This is a genomic window from Rhodococcus sp. SGAir0479 (assembly GCF_005484805.1).
GTDB lineage: Bacteria > Actinomycetota > Actinomycetes > Mycobacteriales > Mycobacteriaceae > Prescottella.
Genome location: NZ_CP039432.1, coordinates 1694408 through 1711839 on the forward strand (window position 1 = coordinate 1694408; position 17432 = coordinate 1711839).

Below are 17432 nucleotides of genomic sequence, written 5' to 3' on the forward strand. Positions count from 1 at the left end.
GGCAGGGCGTGCGTGCACCGCGCACCGCGAGTACGCCGCGCCGATCATCTCCCGCCCGGGTCGTCGAGTGGCGACTGCCAGGTCGCCATCTGCGACCGGAACGTCGCGCACGCAACGACATCCGGTTTGCTGCACCGAACCGCGTGTGCGAGAAGTTCGTGGGCGTGCCGAAGGTCGACGATGCGGCGCTCGATCTCGGCGAGTTTGGCGGTCAACATCGCTCCGCGTTGTGGACGGTCCTGCTGAACGTCGCGAATCTCGTCGAGGCTGAGGCCAGCCGTTTGGAACGTGCGCAACACCGCGATCCGGTCGGCGGCCTCGGCCGGATATCGTCGCTGCCCGCCCCGTCGCTCGGGCTCCGGCAGGACCCCTTGCCGCTCCCAGTATCGGATTGCCGATGCCGGGACTCCGGTGCTCGCGGCGAGCTGACCGATCGTCATCACAGCAGTTCCCCTTGGTCGATACATCGCTTGACTTGAACCCGAGTTTAAGGCGCACCGTGGTCGTCGTCGGCGCCGAACGGCCGCCGACCACCGAATCGGAAAGGTCTGACCATGACGGGAACACCGGCAACGACACCCCAGGCCCACCAGATCGCCGAGACGGCCGCGCAGTTGTTCGCAGCCGGCGTGATGTCGCACTCCGGGCACGCCAACATCAGCGCGCGGCTGGACGGCGAACGGTTCGCCATGACCCCGGGCTTCATTCGCGAGCTACGGCCAGAACAAGTGGCGGTCGTCCACCAGGACGGGCGGGTCCTCGAAGGGAAGCTGCGATCCTCCAGCACCGAGATCATCGCCATGCACGGCATCGTCTATCGCAAGCGGGCCGAGGTGGGCGCCGTCATCCACACCCATTCGCCCGCGTCGACCGCGTTTGCCGTGGCGAACCGGCCCCTGCCGTGCCGAACTGAGCCGATGCTGCGTTTCGGTCAGGCCGAGGAAGTGCCGGTCGTCGCGTGGGGACCGCGCGGATCGGACGTATCGGTCCGCAGCATCGCCCAGATCCTCGATGATCGTCCGACGACGCAGGCAGTGCTGCTGGCCAACCACGGCCTGATGGTCTTCGGCCCGGATCCGGCATCGGCCGCCGCGCTCCTGTATGCGATCGAGGAAAGCGCCGAAGCGGAGATCGCCGCGCGCGCCATCGGCGGGGCGGTGGACTTCCCTCCGGGTGCCCTCGCGGCCGTCCGCGCCTCGATGGCGCGCAGCTCATGAGCGCCAACGCATACCGCGCCGACGCGATCCGCGACCGCTACCACTCGACCCTCGGCGCCGTTCCTCCCGGCGCCGAGGACCGCCTGCGGCTGGCCGAACAACACCATCGGCTCGACACCGAAGAAGCGATCATAGCGCTGCGGCACATCGTGCTGACCGACAACGCGCTGGGAGCACGCGTGCAGCAGCTCGTCCACTTCGGTCAACTGCTGGCGCTGGGCCGGTCGGACCCTGCCCGGATCCACGCCCGCGGCGCGCTCCACGCCGGTGCAACCACCGCCGACCTCATCGGCGTAGCCGAAACCGCGGTCATCACCGCCGGCGTTCCCGCCTACGCACTCGGCATGGAGATCATCGCGGAACTCACTCGACAACCCGACTGAAATCCAACCGTCGACCCGGCCCGGCCAGAGGGTCCGGCACGTGCCCGAACCTCCCGGGTTGCCGGCCAGCCCCCTCAGCGCCCAGACGCGACATGCATCTGGCCCAGGTTGCGCGGCCTCAGCTCCATCACCGTCCTCCACCACAGGAACCGCAGCAGACGCCTCGGTGATGGTGATAACAGAGACGCCACCTGGGCGGATGCGGACACGATCGCCAACCTGCACTGCAGCATCTCTCGAAGAACCCGAACGGAGAACGCTGTCGGATGCGCCAGCTCACACGGCCCACAGGATCGTTTGTCGGTTCCCGTGCGGGCGGGCGTGGCCGGCGCACAATCTAACCTCTGAGTGCCAGGTCGACGGCGGCGGGCGCGGCACGCAACGGCGTCGGGTCCTTGCTGCTCCGCGCGGACGACGACGATGGCCGCCTGGTCTACATCGAACACGTCGGCACCGGATTCACCACCGCTCTCCGGCGATTGCTCTGCCAGCAACTGGCCGCGCATGAACAGCCGCGCGCCGCGCTCGCCGCGCTGCCCCCGAACCGAGAAGCGAGGGGGCGCCGACTGGGTGGAACCGGCCCTGGTCGGCGACGTCGAGTACCGCGAGTACACGGGCGGCAGCCCGCGACGCCCCCAGCTGGAAGGGCCTTCGCAACGACAAGACCCCGGACGAGGTCGACCTCCCCGCTCGACACTGACCGCATTCACCTCCGCCCGACCGTGCTAACCATGTCTTGTGAAGTCCCTGGTTACGGTTACGGTTGCTGTCGGTGCTGCTGCTCTGGTCCTGTCTGCCTGCTCCGGCCCCACGGACCCGAACGCCGAGCCGGAAACTGCGCCTGAGCCGCTATCACCGTCCGCCACCATCACAGCGGTCGACGAACAACCACAGACCGGCACCTGGGTTCGTCGCACCGATTGGAGCAGCGTAAGTGATCTCACTGGCCACGCGCTGTACGAGAAGATGTGTAGCTCGCAATCCGAGTACTTCGACTTGATGGGCGATCCCGTGCGCACGAGAGGCCTTGAAGTGTTCGATCGCGAGCAGTTCGCGCGTGAGCGAGTGGAGACGATGCGTTCGGATTACTCGTGGAAGGCGACGTTCTCGCCAGCGGACCAGGAACTGATGGCCCAGGCAGTGCTCGCTGCGGGACGAGGGGCCTGCTGAACAGGCGTTGCATCCGGGAAGGGCCGTTTACCCGTCCGGGTGCCCCCTCGGCGAGAAGCTGCCCGCCCATAGACACGTAACCGGCTCTCGCCCGGAATAGGGCCGCCGGTACCGGCGTTGAGACGGCTGGATCGGTTGCGTTCCGTGTCCCCCGGGCTCACACCCTTGTCCTCGCAGAGTTCCGCACGGCTGGAGCTGCGTTGCGCCAATCGCCGAGAGGCGACCGAACGCATCCGGTCCCTTTTCGCACCCCATCAGAAGAGGGGAACCGCGGACGCTGCCGACCGATCTGGCCGGCGCTGACGGTGCCCGTCAGTACCCACGTTCCGCGATCCCGCAGCGCTCGCCACCGCGCCACGAACCATCGCAGCGCATGCCCTCGGGACGCCGGGCACGACGCTGACGATCACCTAAAGCGATTCGAGGTGGAAGCGAGAGGGTCGGATCCGGCCGACTCCGGCACCGCAGTGCCCGTGACGTCCTGAGCACCGATGCCATGTCAGGAGCCCGCCGGCACGTCCAGGTAATCGAGCCCGAGGCGTGGGCGCGGGCAATCTTCGCCGCGTTCGACGACGGCGAGCGGCGGATCTATCTCCTCGGCGGTGTCGACGCGTCAGCCGGTGTACGGCTCGCAGGCACGACCGGTGATGTAGCCCTGCTCGCAGCCGTATTGGGTTTGGATGTCGCCGCTGGTCGGGGCTTTGCCGCAGCGAATTCCGCAGCGTTCGTAGCCGTTGACGACGCCGTCACCGTTTCGGTCTTCCTCCGGGTCGTACGGGTAACCGCCACCGGGGTTCGGGTTGGTGTTCGTTTCGGCGCGCATCGTGGCGCAGGCCGGGTCGGTCGTGGAGTACGACCCGTCGGTGTAGACGGCGGTGCCCGGGTAGTCGCAGTACCTCAGCACCTTCGCGGGGGCTTCGGTGGTCGCCGGTGGCACGTATGTGTCGCAGGCCGCCTCGTAGCCGGTGGTGCCGTCGGAGTACAGGGCGGTCCCGGACTGGTAGATCGACAGGTCACCGCATTCGAAAGTGGCGGGTGCGGCCTCAGCGGTGGTGTTGGCCGGCGGCTGCGTTGTGGGCGTCGTCGTGGTTGCGTCGACGGTCGTGGTGACGGGCGTGGTCGGCGGCGTCTCCACGGGATCGTCTCCCCCACCGCAGGCAGTCAGGCCGAAAGAGGCCAGGGCGGCCACGGCGGCGATGATGAGTTTGTTCTTCAAGTCAGTCCCCCCATACGGGTCAACGGGTGTCTCGGTCATCGGCCCGGCGCGATGGCCTGTTACCCGGTGTGCATTTTGCTGGCGGTCGTCTAACCACGCAGAGCCGTAGTCGCCGAAGGCGTTCGGCGACAAACGGTGTTCAGCCCGGCGGGCCGGCAGGCTGAATACCCGAATGTTGCGTCGATCGAGTCCGTGTCAGCCCGCGGACTTCCAGCGGTCCCGGCCATCGCTTCCCGCGCCACACATCATCGGTGTGCCCTTGCTGGTCACGCGGACAGCGCCGGGGGTGGAACAGAACGCGCCAGGAGTAACCGTGCCGAGCGACGGCGCGGGCGCAGGCTCCGGGGCGGGAGGCGGCGTGTACGCGGGCGGTGGTGTGTATGCGGGCGGTGGTGTGTATGCGGGAACGGCGGGCTGCGGGTTCCACGTTGCGTCGCACAGCCGGTCGCCTTCCGCGCCCATCGACTCGCGCCATGCGGCATCGCTGCACGAGGATTCGAGAGGGAGCGTCGTCGTGGGAGCCGTCGCGACCGTCGTCGTCGCCGGCGGCGGAGCGGCCTCCGAGGTGGGGGCGTCGGCGCTCGACGTCGCCGCAGGAGCCACGGCGGTGGTGCGGTCGAGGACGCCGGGGTGCCGGCATCATCGTCGTCCATGGCTGCACCGATGGCGCCGACGCCGATGAACGCCACGAGGACGCCGCCGACGATCCACGGCCACTTCGGCTTCTTCTTCCCCTGCTCGGCCAGCGCACCAAACTCGTTGCGGGAGTATATGGTTTGGGTCGCGGGGTCGTCTTCAGCAGCCCCGGCGGACCCTGTGGCGGGGGTGAATCCGGCGGTGTTGAGTACCTGCGTCGCTGGTGCTGCAACGACTCTTCTTCACGTTGAAGTGGATCATGTCGCCAGGATTCGCGCGCTCGACCCGGGAGGCGACTCTGCCGTGCTCAGCGGGGCGAGATCCACATCGTGATGTCGGCGTGGACGACGGTCGTCCCGTCGGGATCGGTGATGTCGACCGGGACGATGACCTCGCGGGCTGCATCAGGTGCGAGGCTGCCCAGGTCTTCCACGGTGGCGATGCCCGTCAGCGTGCCTCTGGCCTTCTCGAGGTAGGAGACGTGCATGCCCTTGGGGATCCAGCGGTGCGTGTCCGGTAGGGAGATGTCGAGCGTTGTTCCGCCGGCGAGCTCGGCGAGGTTGCAGCAGGCGATGGCGTGGACCGTGCCGAGGTGGTTGTGCACGCTCCAGCGGTCGCGCATGCGAACCTCGCCGCGCCCAGGCTCGAGCGAGACGATCGTGGGTCGGATGGTGCGAAAGTAGGGGGCTTTCAGAGTGAGGGCGGTGCTGAAGACCCGCTTACCGAAGGGGCGCGCGTTAAGTGCGCTGTACGCCTTCTTGATCGGTGATTCGGTCATGGAACTGGTTCCTTCTGATGCCTGGACTGCTCGGCGGGCCGCGGGGTGAGCGCTGCCCCGAATGGACGTATGGTTCAGACGGCGGAGGCCGGCGGCGCCTGCGAGGCGATGCCGCGCACCGCGAGTTCGAGAGCGTGATGGGCGATCGGGTCGGTGACGTTTTTCGACCGGAGCAGCAGCGTGCCGGGGAGATTGACGACGCAGTACCGCACGGTGGTGATGGCTGCGGGGTCTTGTCGGTTCCAGAGTGCGGAGGAAAGTTCGACCAGCAGTTGGCCGAGCTCCTTCTGGCGCTGTCGGAGCTGCGCCCGGCCGTCGTCGGTGAGTTCTGCGGTCATGAGGTCGTCGACGTTGGCCGACAGCAGCAATCGGGCGCTGTCCATGTTCGACTCGGCGTAATGGGCCGGCGCCATGGCCGCAGTGACAAGGGCGTCGGTCGGGGTGCCGGTGGCCATGGCGCGCGCGACCGTGCCCCGCTGGAACGTGAGGAAATCCTCCGCCTCACGCGCCCAGACGCGCGCCAGCAGGCCGTCACGTGACCCGAAGGCGTGGTAGACAGCGCCGCTGGATGCACCGGACACTGCAGTGAGGGCACGGATGGTCACGCCTGCGGCCCCGTGGGTTACCCAAAGGTCATGCGCGTGGTCACAGAGCGTGTTCAGGTCGTGCTGACGGGGGCGACCCATCGTGCTCAGGCCTCGCTGCTCGCGGAGAGGAGCGCGGCGGTCGCTTCAGCAAAGAGACGGGCCTTGATGATGCCCAGGGTGTTGCGGTCCTTTCCGGCCAGGCCCTGGACCATGCTGACCGCGGTTCCGTGCAATTTCTCGAGCGAGGCGGCGCCGTCGACCAGCCCGCAGATGGCAGCGTCCGTGGCGGTGTACCGACGCCCGGTAGTCATCGCGTCGATCGCGGTGCGCGGTGACAGCTTGCTGGTGATGAGAGCAGTCATGCCCGGGGTGAACGGGATATTGATGTCGACCTCGGGGAAGCAGAAGTAGCCGCGGTCTTCACGCATGACGCGCCAGTCGTGGGCGATAGCGAACATCGAACCCGCGCCGAAGGCGTGGCCGTTCACCGCGGCAATCGTCGGCACGGGAAGGGTCAGCACGCGAGCGAACAGCGCCTGGACTCGTGCGACGTAGGCGTCGAGCTGATCGAAGTTCTGCCCGATCCACTCGAGGTCCAGGCCGTTCGAGTAGTACTTGCCGGAACCGATGGTGACCAGGACCGCGGCGTCGGTCGATGCCTCAACTTCCTCGAGGGCACGCTCGACGGCTCCGAGCCAGTCAGGCGAGAAGCGGTTCTCGTTGTCGCCGAGATTGAGCGTCCATACCGGGCCGTCGCTGGAGATAGTGACCATGTCGAGCTCCTTCTCATCTGTCGCCAGTTCCCGTGTGAATCGACGACTCCGCGTAGTTACTCAACAGTAACAGAACAAGTCTCTAAAAAGGAGAAGATCGCGAGACGTGCTGCACGGGTGTGGGCGCCCGGTTCGCGAACGCTGCGTCAGGGGGTGTAGAGAGGACGATGCTCACACCCGTAAGTAAGGCCCGAAAGTGCCACGGCTCGCCTTCATCACGGGCCAGGTCGGCCCAGTTCTGCGGCCGTGATCGCTGCTGGCTGCCCCTTCCGTATCCGGAAAGTCGGGACTTCGTGCCTGGCGTCACCCGCCCTACCAACGCTCACGCGCACGGCTGCTACGGGTCACGCAAGCCTGTCGAGGCGCGGCCATCCCTCGGCGGTGTCGGCGGTCACGGAATCCACAGACGGTTGTGGCGGCGTGTGCCGGAGGACAGTCTTCACCCTCCGGCCGCTCCGGAGCTCGGAGGTCGCGGCATCGAAGGCGTCGACGAGCCAGCAATGGCACGCGTCCGCGAGGATCCACTCGTGGGGGTCGGAGCCCCGCTGACCGCGGTACTGCACAAGCCATTCCCCGATGGGCCACCCGGGCGCGTTGTACGTGGCCAGGAGGTGGAGTCCGGACGGGTAATCGGTGCGAACCGAGCGGAGCTGCCCATCGACGACGAGGTTGGTGGGGTGCTCTGTGAGTAGAGCCAAGGTGGTGGCCGCGTCAGCGAAGTGTTCATGTTGCGGCTGGCCGGGTGGTGGGCGCATGAAGCGCTCCTCAAAACGCCGAGGGCTTTCTCGAGCTTTCGCAATCCTCGGGGTGGAGGCGGAGCCCACAGGACGAAACACCTGCGTGAACTTGGCGGATAAGGGCTCAGCGCCTGGATGGGCGAGTCCTTGATCGCCGGTGAAGGCAGCCGGGAAGGCTGCGTTCCTCAACGTACGCCCCCCTCGCCGGCAAAAGCGAACCAATGGGACCTTCGGCACCGCCGCCGGTGCCCGATGACCTACAAAAACGGTCCGGTGTATCTGGAGCCCGGCCCGTAAACGCTCGGACTACGTCTCTGCATGTCGCATTCGCGTGACAGGGTGTGCCGAATGGACGAGATTCGAGTAACAGTGACCCGGTGGGAGACCCGCGCACCGTGGTGGCGACGACGACAGTGGATCAGAGGTCTCGAGCTCGACATCGACGAGCACGGCACCACACAGACTTACGGGACCCGGAGCCTCGACGCCGCCCGCGAGGTGGTCCTCGAGTACCTTCACCTCTCCAAAGTCGAGGTCGCCGCCGACGTCACGATCATCTGGACCGATCGCATTCCCTGACGACCGTTCAGCCTTCCGTAGCCTCTGAGGTCGCCGCAGATCGCGACGCCGCGCACATCCCTACCGTGCCGGCCACGAGCGGGGCGCCCGGGCCCCGAGCTCGACGAGGAATCCGGGAATGACGAAGAGGACCGATGTGACACCGAACGGGCAAGAGGTTCGCAACCGGCGCTACCTCATCGCCGCCCTCACGGTCTGGGGGCTGATTGTGGGAACGATCGGATACCTGGGGTGGCGTTTCGCCACACCGTTGGGACAGCCGGAGCGGACTGCTGGGCCTGGTCCATCGACACCCCCCGCCCCCAGCGATGTCGGGTACATGATCGTCGTCGACCACTCCGAATACGCTTCGGGCCCCGCTTGGTGGCCACTGATCGTGGTCCTTCCCCGCCGTTGGCAGCCTGATCGGAATGGCCACCGGGTTCGCCATCACAGCTGCAACTCGGCGGACCTCCCAGATGAGTAGCCGCGTGGCTATCGGGGCGGGGTTCGTGGTCACTGGGGGCGTGATCGGGTTGGCAACTGCGTTGATCGGCAGGACGTGTCCCCCGCGACAGACGTGGTCCGACATGCTCGAACCAACCGACACCTATGTCGACCCGATGTCGGCGCTCTACCTGCCGCCCCATCTCGATCTGGAACCGACCTGGGTGAGCTTCCCGGCGCTCGGCATCGCGGCAAGTCTGCTGGTGGCGGCGGTGATCGTCTTCCGGCCAGGCCCTCGTCCGCTCGCTGCAAGATGCACCGGCAGTGCCCGCGGGTGAGTTTGCTGCGCGCCCGGAAGGGGCCACCGCGCGGTTACAACGCGCGGCGCTCCCCGAAGGATTCAGCCTCGAGGACGCCGAACTCGCAGAACGGATGATGAAGGTTGTCACCAAACGCTCCCCAACCCAGGCGTCCACGGTTTCGGCCGGGGCGTGGCGGCCCATCGCCGTGACGCCGGCCACAAGACTTTGCTCAAAGTTGGTGCGGTCGCCGCTGGCAGCCGACAGGGGGACCACCACATGCGCAAAACGCTCGCGCTGTTCGGCATCGCCGCCGGACTCACCGTCTACGTCGCCGCGTTCTTCATCAATGCCCCCATCGAGGTGTGCACCACGCAGCCGATTCCGCCATCGGCCTTCACTCCCGGCGCCGACGGCGTGGTGGCCACCCCGGCGATCTCCAGCAAGGTCTGGGTCGTTCTCGTCGCGACCCGCTGCGAATCGACCTACCCGGCCACCGGCATTCACACCTCCGACCTCATCGTCGAGTGGGGGCCGTCGACACTCGCCGTGGCGGGCCTCGTGGCCGCAGCATCAGCCCTGTGGATCTGGCTCGGCTACCGCGCCGACGAAGCCGAGCAATCCTGACCGACCCCACCGGGACACCTCAACCGACCAGCCCACAGCTGCGGACACACTGGAACCATGCGACCCAGGACCCGCCTCGCCGCACTTCTACTGCCGCTGCTCGTCACGTCCTGCAGCAGCCACATAGAGACCGCTCAATCCACTCACTCGGTCGGAGCGGTCACCGAATTTCCCCGGAGCGACGTTGCCGGGGCCATCAGCGCGACAGGAACGGTGCGGGAGTGGCACACCGAGGACGGCTGGGGCGTCATCGACTCCACGTCAACCCCAGGCGGGTGCTGGGTGAGCTTCAGCGCCGTTGTCGGCACAGGATTCAGAACCCTCACCGTCGGCCGAACTGTCGACTTCGAATGGGAACACGTCACCGACCAGGACGGCTACCGATACCGCGCCACACGTGCCGAGCACGCCTGACGGCCCTGCGGTCGGCTCACCGACCCCGTCCGTACCGGTAGCACCGCCGCGCTGCAAGCCCCACCACCATCGAGCACGCCGGCGACGCGGACAGTTCCGCGGCGCCGGGACGGTCCACTTCTAAGACGCGGCCCATCGGCTGAATACGGGCTCCAACACAGTCCGGACCGGACGGATCAGTGTCTGCCCGTACGCGCCGAACAAATCGTCACGGGAGTCGAAGGTGCCCAACGACTCGACGACGTACCCGGAAAGATCCACACATCCCGAGGAGACGGGCGTCTCACCCCACCGGATTCGCGCCCGCGCCGCCGCGTCGAACAAGGTCTCGCTTCCTCGATTCGAGAATGCCGTCGATTGCAGCCGGCATCCCTCGGAGAACACTGCGGACGCGTCGAGCCACCCGCGATCGACCAGGAAACTCGGCCACGCCAACAACACGCGATCAGGCACGAACGGCCGCAGATACCGAAAACGCGGGTACCAGAACTCCCCTCGCAACACGAGCCCTTCGACCCGGGTGGCGATCCCGGCGCGGCGAGCCAGCGCCTCCACCACCGCCAAGCGCTGACTACACGAACCTCGCGATTTCGCCACCGTCACGGAGGCAGGCTGTAGATCGTCAAGCGCATACACCGGCCGAACCGCACCCTGCACCCAGCCATGCGCACGCCGCAGATAGTCCGCCTCGGATCGGCTACCACCAGTACCACGCATCGGAAAACGGTCGAACGCGGGCGCACACCAGTCGAGAATCCGGGTCTCTTCGACGCCGCCCTCGCTGTCGCCGCAACACCCAAATCCGCGACTCGCGCGCCCCCACCCCGTGACCAGCGAACACGTCATTCCCACACGCTAACCGTCCGTGATCGCGTACAGAGGTCGGCTCGCCATCTGCGGGCTCTCGAGGGGATCGTCTTGCGCCGCGACCACACGCACCGATACGCGTCCCGGCAACCCGAACACAGTGACACTGCACCCGACCGGCCCTGCGTGCCGGTCACAGCGCGCTACAGTGCCTGATGCCGCGCCGCCGCCTACTCCGATACGGGGCTCTCGCACTTGCCGCAGCACTCGCCGCCGGGCTCCTCTACACGATGTTCGTCTACCACAGCGTCAACATCTTCATCCCGCCCGAACGGCTCGAATCCCTCGGCAGGACATACCTGCGCGGCGACAGCGACGGCTTCGCTCGCGAAGAGATCCGCCAACCCGCGCACGACAACTACACCCTCGAACACGTCAGCAACCTCTGGCCCCGCCATGCCGTCTTCCAATTCCAGAACGACACCATCCGCGGCCAAGCCACCACCAGTGCCTACTTGAAGTGGGGCGGCCGCTACATCCGCTATTCGCTGTCCGGAGGTCCGTAAACCCCGGCAATTCCTGCCCCGATCAAGGCGTTGCAGGTCTCCAAGCTGAGGGCACCGGGCAGGACGGCCGCTACCGGCACCCCAGGGGCGACGCAATCGACCTTCATGTCCCCAGCGAGGGCCAGTACGGAGCACAACGGGTCGCCGACACGAGCGGCGAGACAATCGAGGCATGGCCGACTCAGGGAGCAAGAACCGAGGAATCGACTACCCCCCGTGCGCACTACGGAACTTCACCGCCACAGCATACGAGTGGATCGACTACCTCGAATTCACCCGCGACCCTGCCGAGTTCGTCGTGGACGTTGACGGCTACCTCGCGATCGCGCGCCAGCGATTCGCGGACGCAGGCTGGAATGGAGACGGCGATATCCAGCTGATGTGGGTACCGCCATTCGTGCTACCCGAACGCTCCCAGGTCATGCACTCTGCCGGCGTAATCCTCTGGCACGTCAAACAGGAATCGGATGGCACCTCCTGGTTGCTCTACCCGCCCGGACAATGGCGTTGGTGATCCGACTGCGACTGCTGCGCCCACGAAGATGCGTATCGGCTACCCGGTACGCCCCACCAGCGCGGCCCGGTCCGTCGACCGCCACGAGGCGCTGCGCCTGAGAGACTCGATCCATGCGGCCACGGACATGCGTTGCAGCTACCTTGACGACGGCCGGCTCTGCTCGGGGTTGGCGATGCTGATCGGGTGGCGCCGCATTGCTCCTCGCCGAGCAGTCCTGGTCTCTCCCCAACCGCCAGCGGGCTCGACCGAGCCCGGGTTCATCTTCACTTTCGACTATCTCGAATATCGTGGCGGGCCGCCCTGGTGGCCACAAGTGGTCGTCTTGCCCCTGATCGGGCTCGGTTTCGGCCTTGCGGTGAGCGTGCTGCTGATGGCGGTTGCGGCGGTCGTCCGGATCCCTGACCGCGCCGCTCATGTCGCGCTGTGGCTCGCGATTCCCGCAACCGGTCTGATCGTGGGCGCCGGGACCGCGCAGCTGGTCCGCTCCGACCCTCCAGTGATGGAGATAGCAGCGGTCACCGATGCCGACTACGTCCTCGATCCGACCGAGATCGAATCCCGCACGGACCCGCTCGTGCGTGGCGCACCCAAACGGTTCGACGCCGTGGAACCTCCCCTTGCGTTCCCGCTATCGGCAGGGGCCGCCGCCCTGGCCGGCGGGACGGCAGTACAGCTCGTCCTGCGTCGACAGGCGCAACCCCACTGAGGTCGGCCTCCGGATGAGGCGAGAGTTGGAGAGCGCGGACATCGTTCCTGCGCAGGCACGCTCGGGATCGGGACGGGTCGTGGGAAACCGTTGCCCCGTGCGGTAGCCTGTTGCACACCAACATTCAGGAGTAATTGCCATGACGCCCATCGGTGACCCGCAGCCCCGTGTGCTGCGTCCCGTGTGGCACAGCTGGCGTCTGTATGTGGATCTGTGCCGGGTGTGCACTCTGCGTTGTCGTCGCTGACGCGCACCGGTCCACATCTCCTCACTCCGAAGGTCCCGTCATGTCCTTGTCGTTTCATTGGTTCCTGCCCACGTCCGGCGACAGCCGCTCCATTGTCGGTGGCGGTCACGGCGCCGACCTGCGCGTCACCGCCGCCGATCGGCCCGCCACCCTCGACTATCTCGGTCAGGTCGCTCGTTCGGCCGAGCAACTCGGATTCGAGGGCGCGCTGACCCCGACCGGTCTGCAGTGCGTCGATGCGTGGATCACCACGTCGATGCTGGTCCCGCAGACGCAGCGATTGAAGTTCCTCGTCGCGTTCCGGCCCGACGCGCTCTCGCCCACGCTGGCCGCGCAGATGGCGACCGCCTACCAGGAACACTCGCAGGGACGCTTGCTCATCAACATCGTCACCGGCGGCGAGAGCAGTGAACAGCGCGCCTACGGCGACTTCCTCACCAAGGACGAGCGATACCGGCGCACCGACGAATTCCTCACCGTGCTGCGCGGATTGTGGCGCGGGGACCTGGTCTCGCTCGACGGTGAGCACATCCGTGTCGAGGGTGCGCGGCTGGACCAGACCCCCGATCCGGCGCCGACGGTGTACTTCGGTGGATCCTCCGCGGCGGCACTGCCGGTGGCGGGACGGCACGCCGATGTCTACCTGACGTGGGGTGAGCCGCCGGCCGCGGTCGCCCGGAAGATCGACAAGGTGAAGGCCGAAGCCGCCGCGCACGGCCGGTCGCCGCGATTCGGGGTCCGGTTGCACGTCATCAGCCGCGACACGTCCGAGGAGGCGTGGGCGCAGGCGCAGCGGCTGCTCGACGACATGGATCCGGACGAGATCGCGCTCGCCCAAGCAGGTTTGGCTGTCAGCGAGTCCGAGGGGCAGCGCGCGATGCGGGAACTGCACGGCAGCGCGACCCGGAACGACGGGGACGCCCGCACACTCGAGATCCACCCGGGACTGTGGAGCGGGGTCGGTCTGGTGCGCGGCGGCGCCGGAACCTCCCTGGTCGGCAGCCACGCCGAGGTCGCCGCGCTGATCGAGGAGTACCACGCCGCCGGCGTCGACGAGTTCGTGCTCTCGGGGGTGCCTCACCTCGAGGAGGCATACCAGTTCGGTGAAGGCGTGCTGCCCATCCTCTCTCGCCGCGGGCTGTGGACGCACCCCGCGGCGGCGGAGGGACTGGTGCTGGCGCGCTGAGCGTCAGGCGTGGGCTCGGTAGATCTCCCGCGCGATCCGCTCCTTGTAGGCGGCGAAGGCGGGGGTCGTGCGCACCGACGGCGACCGGGGGCCGGCGTCGGTGTCACCGGGGAGCGAGATCGCGATGTCCTCGACGATACGGCCGGGCCGGGTGCTCATGACGAGCACCCGGCTCCCGAGGAAGACCGCCTCGTCGACGCTGTGGGTGACGAACAGGACGGTCCGGTGATCGGCGTGCCGGATCGCGAGCAGTTCGGTCTGCAGCTTCTCGCGGGTGAGGGCGTCGAGAGCCCCGAACGGCTCATCCATCAGGATGATTCGCGGTTCGTTCACGAGCACGCGTGCGATCTGCGCGCGCTGCTGCATGCCGCCGGACAACTCGTAGGTGCGCCGGCCCGCGAACTCGGACAGCCCGACGGTCGCGAGGATCCGATCGGCACGCAGACGTTTCTCGGTGCGGGACGCACCTCGCAATTTCGGTCCGAGTTCGACGTTGGCGCGCACCGACTTCCACGGAAACAGGTTGGGTTTCTGGAACACGACGCCGCGTTCGGGGCCCGGGCCGGTCACCGGGACCCCGCCGATGTCGACGGTGCCGGTGGTGGGAGATTCGAATCCGGCGAGCATCTGCAGCAGGGTGGTCTTGCCGCATCCGGACGGCCCCACCAGGCACACGAACTCCCCCGGTTCGATGGTCAGGTCGACGGTGCTCACCGCGGGCACCGTCGCCGCGCCCGTGCCGTACGACTTGGTGACGCCGGTGAAGGTGACCCGATCGGTACCCGTCCGGTTCCCGGTCACGGCTGCGCGACCTGACGTGCCGCGTCGACGTAGACGCCGTTCCGGTACACCTCGGGAGCGCTGACCGCGGTGATCTGGCCCTGCTCGTGCAGGAACTGCGCGGTGGAGAGCAGGTTGTCGGCGAACGCGGCACCGAGGTACGCGTCCGACGCCTGCTCCGATGCCCGAAGGTAGGTCAGCCCGTCGAGCTGCGGGCGCACCGCCTCCGGTGCGACACCGAGCTGGACCGCGAGCGCCACGGACGCCTTGTCGGGATCGGTGAGCAGCTGCTCGACCGCCCAGTCCTGGGCACGGGTCCACACCTGGACGAACTCCGGGTTGGCGTCGACGAAGGCCCGGGTGGCGCCGGCGAGGTCGAAGGTCGGGACGCCGGCCGCAGCGGTGTCGGCACTCGTGAGCAGCACGTGACCGCCGGCGAGTTCGGACAGGGTCGGCTCCCAGATCCAGGTGCCGTCGATCTCCCCGCTCTGCCACGCCGCGACCGTCGCATCGGGGGCGAGGTTGACGAGGGTGACCTTGTCGGTGATGCCGGCCCGGTCCAGGGCGGCGAGCAGACTGTAGTGAGCGGTCGACGCGAACGGTGTGGCGATCGTCTTGCCGGCGAGCTGCTCGACCGAGGTGATCGCCGGGTCGCGCACCACGAGGGATTCGGCCGCGCCGATCACGTCGTGGATCCAGATCACCTGCATGTCGATGTTCAACGGAGCCGACAGCGCCTTCGTCGCGGGGCTGGAGCCGAGCAGCCCCAGGTCGGCGCTGCCGGAACCGAACGCCTGCACCACGTCACCGCCCGACGGGAACCGGCTCCACGTGATGTCCGCGTTGGGCAGGCATGCCTCGAGGATGCCCGAATCCTTCACCAGCAGGTCGCCGTTGGGGATGTCCTGGTAGGCGATGCGCGCGGTGGTCGTCACCGACCGGTTCACCTCGAACGGGCACGCGGCGGCCGCCGCGGAGCCGTCCGGCGAACTGTTCCGATCGGTGGAGACGCAGCCGGCGACAAGTGTGCCCGCCGCCAGCGCCGCCGCGACCACGAGTGTGCGCTTCATGCTTTTCCCTTCCAGGGCACGGCGAGGACGCCGAGCCATTTGATGACCGCGTCCAAGACCAGAGCGGTGATGCCGATGACGACGATGCAGGCGATCGTCAGCGGCGTGTTCAGCTGTGTGCCCGACAGATAGGCCAGGCCGCCGATGCCGGGGATGCCGTTGTTGAGTTCGGCGGCGACCACCGTCGTCCATGCGAAACCCACCGCGATGCGGATTCCGGTGAGGACCTCCGGCGCGGTAGAGGGCAACACGACTTCGGTGAGCACTTGGCGACGGTTGGCGCCGAGTGAGCGCACCGCGTCGATGTGATCGCGTGGAACCGCGTGCACGCCGTTGATCGTGGCGATGGTGATCGCGGGAAACGCGGCGAGGAACAACAGCCATATCTTCGAGGTGTCGCCGATGCCGAACCACACGATGAGCAGGCCGATGTAGCCCAGCGGGGGCAGGGCGCGCAGGAAGTTGAGGTACGGCTCGAGCAGGGTGTTGAGCGGCCGCCACATGCCCATCGCGAAGCCGAGGAGCGGGCCGACCACGACGGCGGCACCGACGCCGGCGGCGATCCGCTGGCAGCTCGCCAACAGGTGCTCCCACAGGAAATAGCCCTGTTCGCCCTGGACGAGCCGGTCGACGCCCGGTGCGACCGGATGCCACGTGTTGGCCTGCACGAACGCGTCCCACACCGCGCCCGGGGACGGGAGGAACAGCGGTTCGATCAGTCCGGCGGCGGTCACCGCCCACCAGAGGACGAGGAACACGCCGAGTGCCAGGACACGACCGGCCACCCGGCGCAGAGGTGGACCACTCAGTCGCGGTCTCGTCCTGGCGGGGACAACAGTGGTCGGGTCGTCGAGCAGATCGACTGGGGCATTCACGCTTCCGGTACCTCCTGGCCGGAATTACCGGGCCCAGCACAGCTTTCGATCGTCAGAGCTGCGATTGTGCGTGGCGGAAGCCCTCGGGTACAGGGTTGGGACCATGGTGAGCAAAACCCTGGTTCATGCGGACTTCCCGTGGCAAGGACAATCGCTCGCCTGGAAGCCGGTGAAAACTGGGGCGGGGGCCGCGACCGATCAGTGAGAATGATGCGAAGGCGCTGACAGCCGGGCGAGGCAGACCGCGTCTGGATCAGGAACCACACGCCCTGCCGGCTGGGCGAGCAACCCGCACGCCATCGACAACCGGCACGCGCGGAGCAGAACAGGTTTCATCCGTCGATCCGTGGTCGTCGATACTGGATTGACAGGACGGTGGTTGCGACAGCCCCGATTCCCAGTGCGAGAAAGCTGATGTAGGTGCTGACCCAACTCCTGGGCCGATCTACAACGTATTCGCCGGACGTCGGGTCAACACCCTCGCAGTTCACGCCTATCGGGAACCAAGACCGAGAGGTCGTGACTCGTATCTGCCCTGGACGATTTGAGTCCGATTGTACCGAAGCCGGCGGACGGTCACGGCAAAGATCGAAACCAGTGTCTCCTACTGCGGCACCCCACGGCAATTGCACAGCCAAGACGATCGCGATGGCAGCGAATACGACCGAGAACCACGCGATGACGACTGCATCCGTCCGCCTCGGTAGTCGACGCCCGCCTTCGCTCATCGTTCCGCCACCGCTGCGCCTCCCCCGTCGTCGGTCCACGTCCAGGACGACCTCGCGGCCCAAGCAGACCCCGATGGGATCTTGCCGGGTCCCCATCTGTCCGGACAA

Annotated in this window: 19 protein-coding genes and 1 pseudogene; 11 read left to right on the forward strand and 9 right to left on the reverse strand. The window is 67.3% G+C overall.

Translation table 11 applies throughout. The features are described from left to right. Nucleotides 1-44: 44 nt before the first annotated feature. On the reverse strand, nt 45-467 hold the full coding sequence (locus tag E7742_RS23725) for a MerR family transcriptional regulator (RefSeq protein WP_368076956.1): 423 nt from the start codon (nt 465-467) through the stop codon (nt 45-47). 87 nt (nt 468-554) lie between these two features. On the opposite strand from E7742_RS23725, the gene E7742_RS07865 reads away from it, so the two are divergent. The 4 genes and pseudogenes from E7742_RS07865 to E7742_RS07875 all read left to right on the forward strand — a co-directional run bounded on the left by E7742_RS07865 (nt 555) and on the right by E7742_RS07875 (nt 2770). Next, a complete protein-coding gene (locus E7742_RS07865; RefSeq protein ID WP_137798443.1) occupies nt 555-1217 on the forward strand; it encodes a class II aldolase/adducin family protein in 663 nt (220 codons plus the stop codon). Beyond that, the gene (locus tag E7742_RS07870) at nt 1214-1600 is read left to right on the forward strand and encodes a carboxymuconolactone decarboxylase family protein (protein ID WP_137798444.1); all 387 of its coding nucleotides are present in this window, start codon (nt 1214-1216) and stop codon (nt 1598-1600) included. The genes E7742_RS07865 and E7742_RS07870 overlap by 4 nt, the downstream gene beginning before the upstream one ends. 365 nt (nt 1601-1965) lie before the next feature. Beyond that, nucleotides 1966-2300, forward strand: a pseudogene (locus E7742_RS23730) (ATP-dependent DNA ligase); the annotation flags it as partial. Between the two features lie 38 nt (nt 2301-2338). Beyond that, nucleotides 2339-2770, forward strand: coding sequence for a hypothetical protein (locus tag E7742_RS07875; protein ID WP_137798445.1), 432 nt, complete (start codon nt 2339-2341; stop codon nt 2768-2770). 613 nt (nt 2771-3383) lie between these two features. On the opposite strand, the gene E7742_RS23470 is transcribed toward E7742_RS07875, so the two are convergent. From E7742_RS23470 to E7742_RS07900, 4 genes are all read right to left on the reverse strand, one after another. After that, nucleotides 3384-4025 (reverse strand): hypothetical protein, encoded by a 642-nt coding sequence (locus tag E7742_RS23470; RefSeq protein WP_254699197.1) that lies wholly within the window; start codon nt 4023-4025, stop codon nt 3384-3386. Nucleotides 4026-4929: 904 nt separating this feature from the next. Beyond that, on the reverse strand, nt 4930-5400 hold the full coding sequence (locus tag E7742_RS07890; RefSeq protein ID WP_137798447.1) for a hotdog fold domain-containing protein: 471 nt from the start codon (nt 5398-5400) through the stop codon (nt 4930-4932). Nucleotides 5401-5474: 74 nt separating this feature from the next. Continuing rightward, nucleotides 5475-6086, reverse strand: a complete 612-nt coding sequence (locus E7742_RS07895; protein WP_137798448.1) for a TetR/AcrR family transcriptional regulator — start codon at nt 6084-6086, stop codon at nt 5475-5477. Between the two features lie 5 nt (nt 6087-6091). Then, complete coding sequence (locus tag E7742_RS07900) at nt 6092-6760, reverse strand: enoyl-CoA hydratase-related protein (protein WP_137798449.1); 669 nt, start codon at nt 6758-6760, stop codon at nt 6092-6094. Between the two features lie 1085 nt (nt 6761-7845). Between E7742_RS07900 and E7742_RS07905 the strand changes: the two genes are divergently transcribed. The 3 genes from E7742_RS07905 (at nt 7846) to E7742_RS07915 (ending at nt 9428) form a co-directional block, all read left to right on the forward strand. Then, nucleotides 7846-8076, forward strand: coding sequence for a hypothetical protein (locus E7742_RS07905; RefSeq protein ID WP_137798450.1), 231 nt, complete (start codon nt 7846-7848; stop codon nt 8074-8076). Nucleotides 8077-8645: 569 nt separating this feature from the next. Further along, nucleotides 8646-8840, forward strand: a complete 195-nt coding sequence (locus E7742_RS07910; protein WP_137798451.1) for a hypothetical protein — start codon at nt 8646-8648, stop codon at nt 8838-8840. Nucleotides 8841-9080: 240 nt separating this feature from the next. Continuing rightward, nucleotides 9081-9428 carry a hypothetical protein gene (locus E7742_RS07915; RefSeq protein ID WP_137798452.1) on the forward strand — a complete coding sequence of 116 codons (348 nt, stop codon included), beginning with the start codon at nt 9081-9083 and terminating at the stop codon, nt 9426-9428. 534 nt (nt 9429-9962) lie between these two features. Here the strand turns inward: E7742_RS07915 and E7742_RS07925 are convergent. Continuing rightward, a complete protein-coding gene (locus tag E7742_RS07925; RefSeq protein WP_254699199.1) occupies nt 9963-10688 on the reverse strand; it encodes a transglutaminase domain-containing protein in 726 nt (241 codons plus the stop codon). A 176-nt stretch (nt 10689-10864) separates the two neighbouring features. On the opposite strand from E7742_RS07925, the gene E7742_RS07930 reads away from it, so the two are divergent. The 4 genes from E7742_RS07930 (at nt 10865) to E7742_RS07945 (ending at nt 13871) form a co-directional block, all read left to right on the forward strand. After that, nucleotides 10865-11215 (forward strand): hypothetical protein, encoded by a 351-nt coding sequence (locus E7742_RS07930; RefSeq protein ID WP_137798454.1) that lies wholly within the window; start codon nt 10865-10867, stop codon nt 11213-11215. A 172-nt stretch (nt 11216-11387) separates the two neighbouring features. Further along, a complete protein-coding gene (locus tag E7742_RS07935; RefSeq protein ID WP_137798455.1) occupies nt 11388-11729 on the forward strand; it encodes a hypothetical protein in 342 nt (113 codons plus the stop codon). Nucleotides 11730-11757: 28 nt separating this feature from the next. Next, nucleotides 11758-12438 carry a hypothetical protein gene (locus E7742_RS07940; protein WP_137798456.1) on the forward strand — a complete coding sequence of 227 codons (681 nt, stop codon included), beginning with the start codon at nt 11758-11760 and terminating at the stop codon, nt 12436-12438. A 287-nt stretch (nt 12439-12725) separates the two neighbouring features. Continuing rightward, on the forward strand, nt 12726-13871 hold the full coding sequence (locus E7742_RS07945; RefSeq protein ID WP_137798457.1) for an LLM class flavin-dependent oxidoreductase: 1146 nt from the start codon (nt 12726-12728) through the stop codon (nt 13869-13871). A 3-nt stretch (nt 13872-13874) separates the two neighbouring features. Here E7742_RS07945 and E7742_RS07950 read toward each other — a convergent pair whose 3' ends face one another. The 3 genes from E7742_RS07950 to E7742_RS07960 are packed head-to-tail and all read right to left on the reverse strand — an operon-like array spanning nt 13875 to nt 16530. Beyond that, on the reverse strand, nt 13875-14672 hold the full coding sequence (locus E7742_RS07950; RefSeq protein ID WP_137798458.1) for an ABC transporter ATP-binding protein: 798 nt from the start codon (nt 14670-14672) through the stop codon (nt 13875-13877). Next, a complete protein-coding gene (locus E7742_RS07955; protein ID WP_254699200.1) occupies nt 14669-15721 on the reverse strand; it encodes a taurine ABC transporter substrate-binding protein in 1053 nt (350 codons plus the stop codon). The genes E7742_RS07950 and E7742_RS07955 overlap by 4 nt, the downstream gene beginning before the upstream one ends. Continuing rightward, the gene (locus E7742_RS07960) at nt 15718-16530 is read right to left on the reverse strand and encodes an ABC transporter permease (RefSeq protein WP_254699286.1); all 813 of its coding nucleotides are present in this window, start codon (nt 16528-16530) and stop codon (nt 15718-15720) included. Before E7742_RS07960 ends, E7742_RS07955 begins: the two co-directional genes overlap by 4 nt. Nucleotides 16531-17432: the final 902 nt, after the last annotated feature.

Excerpts from the sequence above, each read along its gene's own strand:
- E7742_RS07890 (WP_137798447.1), bottom strand. The coding sequence starts at position 5,400 with ATGACCGAATCACCGATCAAGAAGGCGTACAGCGCACTTAACGCGCGC.
- E7742_RS07865 (WP_137798443.1), top strand. The coding sequence starts at position 555 with ATGACGGGAACACCGGCAACGACACCCCAGGCCCACCAGATCGCCGAG.
- E7742_RS07930 (WP_137798454.1), top strand. The coding sequence starts at position 10,865 with ATGCCGCGCCGCCGCCTACTCCGATACGGGGCTCTCGCACTTGCCGCA.
- E7742_RS07900 (WP_137798449.1), bottom strand. The coding sequence starts at position 6,760 with ATGGTCACTATCTCCAGCGACGGCCCGGTATGGACGCTCAATCTCGGC.
- E7742_RS23470 (WP_254699197.1), bottom strand. The coding sequence starts at position 4,025 with ATGACCGAGACACCCGTTGACCCGTATGGGGGGACTGACTTGAAGAAC.
- E7742_RS07945 (WP_137798457.1), top strand. The coding sequence starts at position 12,726 with ATGTCCTTGTCGTTTCATTGGTTCCTGCCCACGTCCGGCGACAGCCGC.
- E7742_RS07905 (WP_137798450.1), top strand. The coding sequence starts at position 7,846 with ATGGACGAGATTCGAGTAACAGTGACCCGGTGGGAGACCCGCGCACCG.
- E7742_RS07935 (WP_137798455.1), top strand. The coding sequence starts at position 11,388 with ATGGCCGACTCAGGGAGCAAGAACCGAGGAATCGACTACCCCCCGTGC.
- E7742_RS07895 (WP_137798448.1), bottom strand. The coding sequence starts at position 6,086 with ATGGGTCGCCCCCGTCAGCACGACCTGAACACGCTCTGTGACCACGCG.
- E7742_RS07925 (WP_254699199.1), bottom strand. The coding sequence starts at position 10,688 with ATGACGTGTTCGCTGGTCACGGGGTGGGGGCGCGCGAGTCGCGGATTT.
- E7742_RS07940 (WP_137798456.1), top strand. The coding sequence starts at position 11,758 with ATGCGTATCGGCTACCCGGTACGCCCCACCAGCGCGGCCCGGTCCGTC.
- E7742_RS07910 (WP_137798451.1), top strand. The coding sequence starts at position 8,646 with ATGCTCGAACCAACCGACACCTATGTCGACCCGATGTCGGCGCTCTAC.
- E7742_RS07915 (WP_137798452.1), top strand. The coding sequence starts at position 9,081 with ATGCGCAAAACGCTCGCGCTGTTCGGCATCGCCGCCGGACTCACCGTC.
- E7742_RS07870 (WP_137798444.1), top strand. The coding sequence starts at position 1,214 with ATGAGCGCCAACGCATACCGCGCCGACGCGATCCGCGACCGCTACCAC.
- E7742_RS07955 (WP_254699200.1), bottom strand. The coding sequence starts at position 15,721 with ATGAAGCGCACACTCGTGGTCGCGGCGGCGCTGGCGGCGGGCACACTT.
- E7742_RS23725 (WP_368076956.1), bottom strand. The coding sequence starts at position 467 with ATGTATCGACCAAGGGGAACTGCTGTGATGACGATCGGTCAGCTCGCC.